A 6,766-nucleotide genomic window follows, 5' to 3' on the forward strand; every position below is an offset into this window, starting at 1 on the left:
CTGCTTCAAACTGAATGAAATAGTAGAAGCCTTCATGCATTTTCTGAATTTCGTAAGCTAATTTCTTCTTACCCCATTCTTCTACTTCTGTGACGTTTCCGTTGTAACGAGCGATGTAAGCTTTTGCTTTCTCTACTACTGCATCGCGAACTTCGTCTTCAACTTTAGCGCTCACAACTAATGCTAATTCGTACTTGTTCATGCTTTCTTACCTCCTTATGGTCTTTAAGGCCCTCTGCCTGTTACAGAGAGCAAGGATATGAAAATATATCACACAGCTAAGTATTCTAACATAGGAATTTGTGCTTGTAAAGTATTTTTTGTCGAAACACAAACTTTTTTTGAAATTTTTTTTTATTTCCAATAAATACCAACTAACTCGGTTTTATTTTTGTCGTTATTTTGCATAAAGCATTGTATTATTTGTCGAAATAGACTATACTATCTGCACAAACGCATTCGCGTGATCAATGGAAAGGAGAAAAACTATGGACTCTGCATTATATGCAAACTATCTGAACATCCTGAAACAGGAGCTTGTTCCTGCCCTTGGATGTACAGAACCGATCGCCATTGCCTATGCAGCGGCGAAAGCCCGGCAGCTCCTCGGAGAGTTCCCGGAGCATGTGGAAATGCACCTGAGTGGCAACATCATCAAGAATGTCAAGGGTGTCACTGTTCCCAATTCCGGCGGACTCAAAGGAATCGATGTAGCGGCAGTTCTTGGTATCGTCGGCGGTAATGCTGACCGTGCCCTTGAGGTACTCAGTGAAGTCACCCCTGAGGATATTGCCAGGACCCGCAAGCTCATCGCACAGAAAGTCTGTTCCTGTACCCTGGTCGAAGGTGTTGATAATCTTTTTATCACAGCCATCGTTACCAGTGGTGAGCACACCGCATCTGTCACGATCGAGCATCAGCACACCAACATCACAAGGATTGAGAAGGACGGCGAGGTGATCCTTGACAATCCTTATCAGTCTGCTGTCACAGCAACCGTTGACAAATCTCTTCTTACAGTGAAGGATATCCTGGATTTTGCCGACCAGGTCAGAATGGAGGATATCCAGCCGACCATCGACCGTCAGATCAAAATGAATTCTGCGATCGCACAGGAGGGGCTTGACAACAACTATGGTGCACAGATCGGCAAGACACTGATGCATGTATGGGGCAAAGGTGTCACCACGAGAGCCTGTGCCAGAGCTGCTGCCGGAAGCGATGCACGTATGGGCGGCTGTTCCATGCCGGTTGTCATCAACTCCGGAAGTGGAAACCAGGGAATGACGGTTTCACTTCCTGTCATCGTCTTTGCCGACGAATGGGAAGTTTCGCACGAGAAACTCTGCCGTTCTCTCGTTGTCAGCAACCTGATCGCCATCCACCAGAAATATTATATAGGAAGTCTTTCCGCTTACTGCGGTGCAGTCAGTGCTGCCTGCGGTGCCGGTGCAGGGATCACCTATATGTACGGCGGAACTTATCAGCAGGTTTCTCTGACGATCATCAACACGCTTGGAAATGTAGGCGGTATCGTCTGTGACGGTGCCAAACCATCCTGCGCTGCCAAGATCGCATCTTCCGTCGATGCGGCTCTGATGGCATTCCAGCTCAGCATCCAGAACAAGAGCTTTCTGCCAGGCGAGGGTATCATCAAGGATGATATTGAGGAAACGATCAAGAGCATGGGCTATATCGGACGTGTGGGAATGCGCGCTACCGATACGGAAATTCTCAATGTCATGATTGACCAGGCAAATATCGATCAGGACTGCTGAAATTTATTCAAACTTTTACAGGGGGGATCAAATCCATGAAAAAAAACAGTTTTTTTACCAGCCTGCCTTTTAAACTTCTGGTAGGCGTTGTACTCGGCATTATCGCAGGACTTATCCTTAGCAGTACAGATTCTTCTTCTGTCACTATGGCAATCCTGAATATTGTCGTTACTCTGAAATATGTCCTTGGGCAGCTTATCAACTTCTGTGTACCGCTGATCATCATCGGCTTTATCGCACCTTCCATCACCAAACTCGGAAACAGTGCTTCCCGCATGCTTGGTGTTGCTCTGGTGATCGCTTACGTTTCTTCCATCGGCGCAGCCCTGTTTTCTGTTGCAGCCGGCTATACGCTGATCCCGCATCTTTCTATCGTGACAAACGTAGAAGGACTGAAAGAGCTTCCGGAAGTCGTATTTGAACTTTCTATCCCGCAGATCATGTCCGTTATGAGTGCACTTGTATTCTCCATCATGGTTGGTCTTGCCGCTACCTGGAACAAAGCAAAACTCATCACAGGACTCCTTGATGAATTCCAGAAGATCGTCCTTTCCATCGTATCAAAGATCATCATTCCGATTCTTCCATTCTTCATCGGACTGACTTTCTGCGGACTGGCATATGAAGGTTCTATCACCAAACAGCTTCCTGTATTCCTCAAAGTCATCGTGATCGTGCTGATCGGCCACTTTATCTGGATGACACTTCTGTATGTCCTCGCAGGTGCATACTCTCACGAAAATCCATGGGAAGTTGTACGCCACTACGGTCCTGCATACCTTACTGCAGTCGGAACCATGTCCTCTGCTGCCACTCTCGCCGTTGCATTACAGTGTGCAGGCAAGGCAAAGCCGCTTCGTAAAGATATGGTGCAGTTCGGTGTTCCGCTTTTTGCCAACATCCATCTGTGCGGTTCCGTTCTGACAGAAGTTTTCTTCTGTATGACGATCTCCAAGATGCTCTACGGTTCCATCCCGTCTCCGGGATCCATGGTCCTGTTCTGCCTGCTTCTTGGAATCTTCGCTCTGGGCGCTCCTGGTGTTCCTGGCGGTACTGTTATGGCATCACTCGGTATCATCACCGGTGTCCTTGGTTTCAACGAAACAGGAACAGCTCTGATGCTTACTATCTTTGCTCTTCAGGACAGCTTTGGTACAGCCTGCAACGTAACAGGCGACGGAGCCCTGACCCTGATCCTTACAGGATATGCAAAGAAACACAATATCAAAGAACAGCATATTGATACTGTAGATCTTTAATTAAGTAGTATTTCTAATAATTATTTCGAAACCGGAGGGTTCTGTCGACTTGACAAAGCTCTCCGGTTTCTTCTATACTGATTTTAATATTTTCCGTCAGGAGGGCAAAATTATGCTTTTGAAAAATGGTCATCTTATTGATCCTGCTACAAAAACCAACGAACCTGTGGACATCCGCGTTGAGAACGGAACGATCGTCGAACTCGGAAAAGATCTTTCTGCCAAAGATAATGAAGAAGTTCTTGATCTTTCCGGTCTGACTGTCGCACCGGGACTTGTTGATACACATGTACATTTCCGTGACCCGGGACTTACTTACAAAGAAGATATCCATAGCGGTTCCCTTGCCGCGGCAAAAGGCGGTTTTACCTCCGTCATCTGCATGGCAAACACCAAACCTACTGTTGACTCCGTAGGCACGCTCAAAGACATCCTTACACGTGCCCAGGACGAAAACATACATATCTATCAGACTGCCTCCGTCTCCTACGGCTTAAGCGGCGAAAAAATGACAAATTTCGATGCCCTGGCAGATGCCGGTGCCTGCGGATTTACCGATGATGGGATCCCGCTTCTCGATGCCACTTTCTGCTATGAAGCAATGTGTAAAGCTGCTGAACTTCATATGCCGATCAGTCTCCACGAAGAAGACAAAGCATTCATCACCAATAACGGAATCAACGCCGGAGAAACATCCGCCAGGCTTGGTGTCGTCGGTTCACCTGCGATCGCCGAGGAAGTGATGGTTGCCCGTGACTGTATGCTTGCCCTTCGAAGCGGTGCCGCTGTCGTAATCCAGCATATCAGTTCCGGAAACTCCGTAGAGCTTGTCCGCACAGCGAAAAAACTCGGTGCTGACATCCACGCAGAGGCAACCCCGCATCACTTCACACTTACAGAGGAAGCACTTCTTGAGCACGGTACACTTGCCAAGATGAATCCGCCTCTCCGCACCGAAAAAGACCGCCAGGAGATCATTCAGGGTCTCAAAGACGGCACGATCGACCTGATCGCCACCGACCACGCTCCACACAGTACTGAAGAAAAATCCAGGCCTCTCACAGAAGCCCCAAGCGGTATCACAGGCCTTGAAACTTCTCTTGGTCTCGGCATCACTTCCCTTGTAAAGCCAGGATACCTCACTCTGACAGAGCTTCTGGAAAAAATGACCTGCAATCCGGCTTCTCTCTACAAACTTCCGGGCGGCAGTATCCAGGCAGGCGCTCCTGCTGATTTCGTGATCTTTGATCCTGATGAAAAATGGACCGTTACAGACTTTGCCTCCAAAGCCTCCAACAGCCCATTCAAAGGCGCAGAACTTTATGGAAAGATCCATTACACGATCTGCAATGGAAAGATCGTTTATCGTGGATAAATAAATTATTTTCGGCAAAAAATCTCCCCCGGTGCAGCGGTCCTGCTGTCCTGCCGGGGGAAATTTTTATTTGCTCTGAAATATTTTTATTTATTCTTCATAGATCTGGTCAAATACGCCGCCGTCTGCGAAGTGTGTTTCCTGTGCTTTATCCCAGCCGCCAAAGTCATCGATCGTCACAAGATTTACATTCAGATCAAAGACATCTGCATATTCTTTCAGGATATCTTCATTGAATGGACGATAATAGTTATCTCCGGCGATTCTCTGGGCTTCATCGGAATAGAGATAATTCAGATATTCTGTCGCTACATCTCTGGTTCCTTTCTTATCTACCACCTCATCAACGATCGCTACAGACGGCTGTGCCAGGATGCTGATGCTCGGTGTTACGATCTCGTAATCATCCGGATAATCCTGTACAGAAAGACAAGCTTCGTTTTCCCAGGCGATCAGGACATCACCCTGTCCGTTTTCTACGAAGGAGGTTGTTGCTCCTCTTGCCCCGGAATCCAGTACAAGTACGTTTGCGTAGAGTTTTTTGATGAAGTCTTTGATCTTATCCTCATCCCCGTTAAATTGTTTGTCCGCATAAGCCCAGGCTGCAAGGTAATTCCATCTCGCTCCTCCGGAAGTTTTTGGATTTGGTGTGATAACTCCGACATCTTCTTTGATCAGATCATCCCAGTCCTTGATCCCTTTCGGATTTCCTTTTCTGACCAGGAATACGATTGTGGATGTGTACGGAGAACTGTCATTTGGAAATTCATCGATCCATCCTTCGTCGATCAGACCGGCATTTTCGACTGCATTGACATCGTATTCCAGTGCCAGTGTCACAACGTCTGCCTCCAGACCATTTGCAACTTCCAGTGCCTGTTTGCCTGAGCCGCCGTGAGACTGTGTCACTTCCACCTCCTGTCCTGTCTGTTCTTTCCAGTGCTCTGCAAATACCTTATTGTACTGCTCATATAATTCTCTGGTCGGATCGTAGGATACGTTTGTGATCTCCACCTTATCTGCCGCCCACACTGCTGATGTGCCTGCGATGTTTGCTCCAAGAACTGCCGCGATTCCTAATGCTAAAAGTCTTTTTTTCATAATACTCTTCCTCTCTTTCCTGTATGGTTTCGTGTTGTGTTTTGCTGTGACACTATAAAACCATATTTTCTGCGAGAAAGAAATCATAAGATCAGAAAACGATGTCTTTTTCTACGTAAAAAACTGCAAGATCCAGTTGTTTTTGAACTGAAATCTTGCAGTTTTTCGTGTATTTTTGCTTATTGAGGTTTATTTTGTGAAAACGTTATCCGTATTTATTTTGTTGGGTTCTGAGACACTTTATTTGTTTTTTGTCAGCATTTTTCCTGAAATCGCCGCGAGAATCTGCTGAAAAAGGGTTCCGATCATGACTGGATATACGACTTCACTTGGGAAGTAAGCTACCGCAAGGACAGCTCCTGTACTGATGTTTCGCATGCCGGTTCCGTATACCATGGAAATGGTCGTCTTCTGATCCTGATGTGTCAGTTTGGCGATGAGCCAGCCAAGGAAGTAACCGCCTGCCGCCAGTACAAGGATCGCTACCGCTACCGCAACGCGCTGTAAATTCATCTGGCGGATATATGGTGCTACTTTAGATGAATTTGAAGTCACGACAAACATCAGTGCCATCTTGGAAAAAGGTGCCAGTTTCTTTGGCCAGGTTTCCATGACTTTTCCGTGGCTCAGTTGGTTCAGACACATTGCTGCGACTGCCGGCAAAGCCACCATATAGAGCAGTTCTTTCATCATGCCCCCAACATCAATTGATACATTGGAACCGATCAGAAAATGCAGGGTAAAGGGAATGATAAACGGTGCAAGAACCGTGTCGATCACGACCAGTGAAAGTGACAGGGAACTGTTTCCATCAAAGATCGATACCCACATCATACTGGCGACTGCTGTCGGAATCGAAAACTCCAGTACCATTCCCGTGATCAGGTTCATATTATTCGGAAACAGCAGATGTCCCATCCCGTAGGCCGCTGCCGGGATCGCTATATGAAGCATAAGCATGATCGTGATCAAACTTCCGGGATTACGGATCACATTTGCCACATCCCGGAACCTGGACTTCAATGCTCCTGTGAATGTCATAAATGCAAATACATATGTCACATATGGAAGGCCATGTTTCGCAATATCCGGAAAACACACTCCTACCAGCAAACATAACGGCGTAACAAAAGCCATCCATTTCTCTATAAATTTATTAAATCTGTCCAGCATTATATTTCCCCTCTCTCGTTACATTATAAGAAGATTATAGCATATCGCTTTTGTGTGATGAAGTCCGTAAAATATTTATA

6 protein-coding genes are annotated in these 6,766 nt (G+C 46.5%); 3 read left to right on the forward strand and 3 right to left on the reverse strand.

All coding sequences use genetic code 11. The features are described from left to right. Positions 1 to 202: 30S ribosomal protein S6 (gene rpsF / locus QZL69_RS00455; protein ID WP_291517575.1), on the reverse strand; the 202-nt coding region annotated here is incomplete at its 3' end. A gap of 286 nt (positions 203 to 488) precedes the next feature. Between rpsF and QZL69_RS00460 the strand changes: the two genes are divergently transcribed. From QZL69_RS00460 to QZL69_RS00470, 3 genes are all read left to right on the forward strand, one after another. Then, positions 489 to 1,778: an L-cysteine desulfidase family protein gene (locus QZL69_RS00460; RefSeq protein WP_022213270.1), complete on the forward strand. Its 1,290-nt coding sequence runs from the start codon at positions 489 to 491 to the stop codon at positions 1,776 to 1,778. Between the two features lie 35 nt (positions 1,779 to 1,813). Continuing rightward, positions 1,814 to 3,037 carry a dicarboxylate/amino acid:cation symporter gene (locus tag QZL69_RS00465; RefSeq protein WP_022213271.1) on the forward strand — a complete coding sequence of 408 codons (1,224 nt, stop codon included), beginning with the start codon at positions 1,814 to 1,816 and terminating at the stop codon, positions 3,035 to 3,037. Between the two features lie 112 nt (positions 3,038 to 3,149). Further along, positions 3,150 to 4,412 (forward strand): dihydroorotase, encoded by a 1,263-nt coding sequence (locus tag QZL69_RS00470; protein ID WP_022213272.1) that lies wholly within the window; start codon positions 3,150 to 3,152, stop codon positions 4,410 to 4,412. A 90-nt stretch (positions 4,413 to 4,502) separates the two neighbouring features. On the opposite strand, the gene QZL69_RS00475 is transcribed toward QZL69_RS00470, so the two are convergent. Further along, the gene (locus QZL69_RS00475; RefSeq protein ID WP_022213273.1) at positions 4,503 to 5,513 is read right to left on the reverse strand and encodes a sulfate ABC transporter substrate-binding protein; all 1,011 of its coding nucleotides are present in this window, start codon (positions 5,511 to 5,513) and stop codon (positions 4,503 to 4,505) included. A 240-nt stretch (positions 5,514 to 5,753) separates the two neighbouring features. Next, entirely contained in the window at positions 5,754 to 6,686 is a 933-nt protein-coding gene (locus QZL69_RS00480; RefSeq protein ID WP_022213274.1) for a bile acid:sodium symporter family protein, read from the reverse strand. Positions 6,687 to 6,766 lie beyond the last annotated feature (80 nt).

It is taken from the genome of Blautia sp. CAG:237 (genome assembly GCF_000436615.1).
GTDB classification, from domain to species: Bacteria; Bacillota; Clostridia; order Lachnospirales; family Lachnospiraceae; genus Blautia_A; species Blautia_A intestinihominis.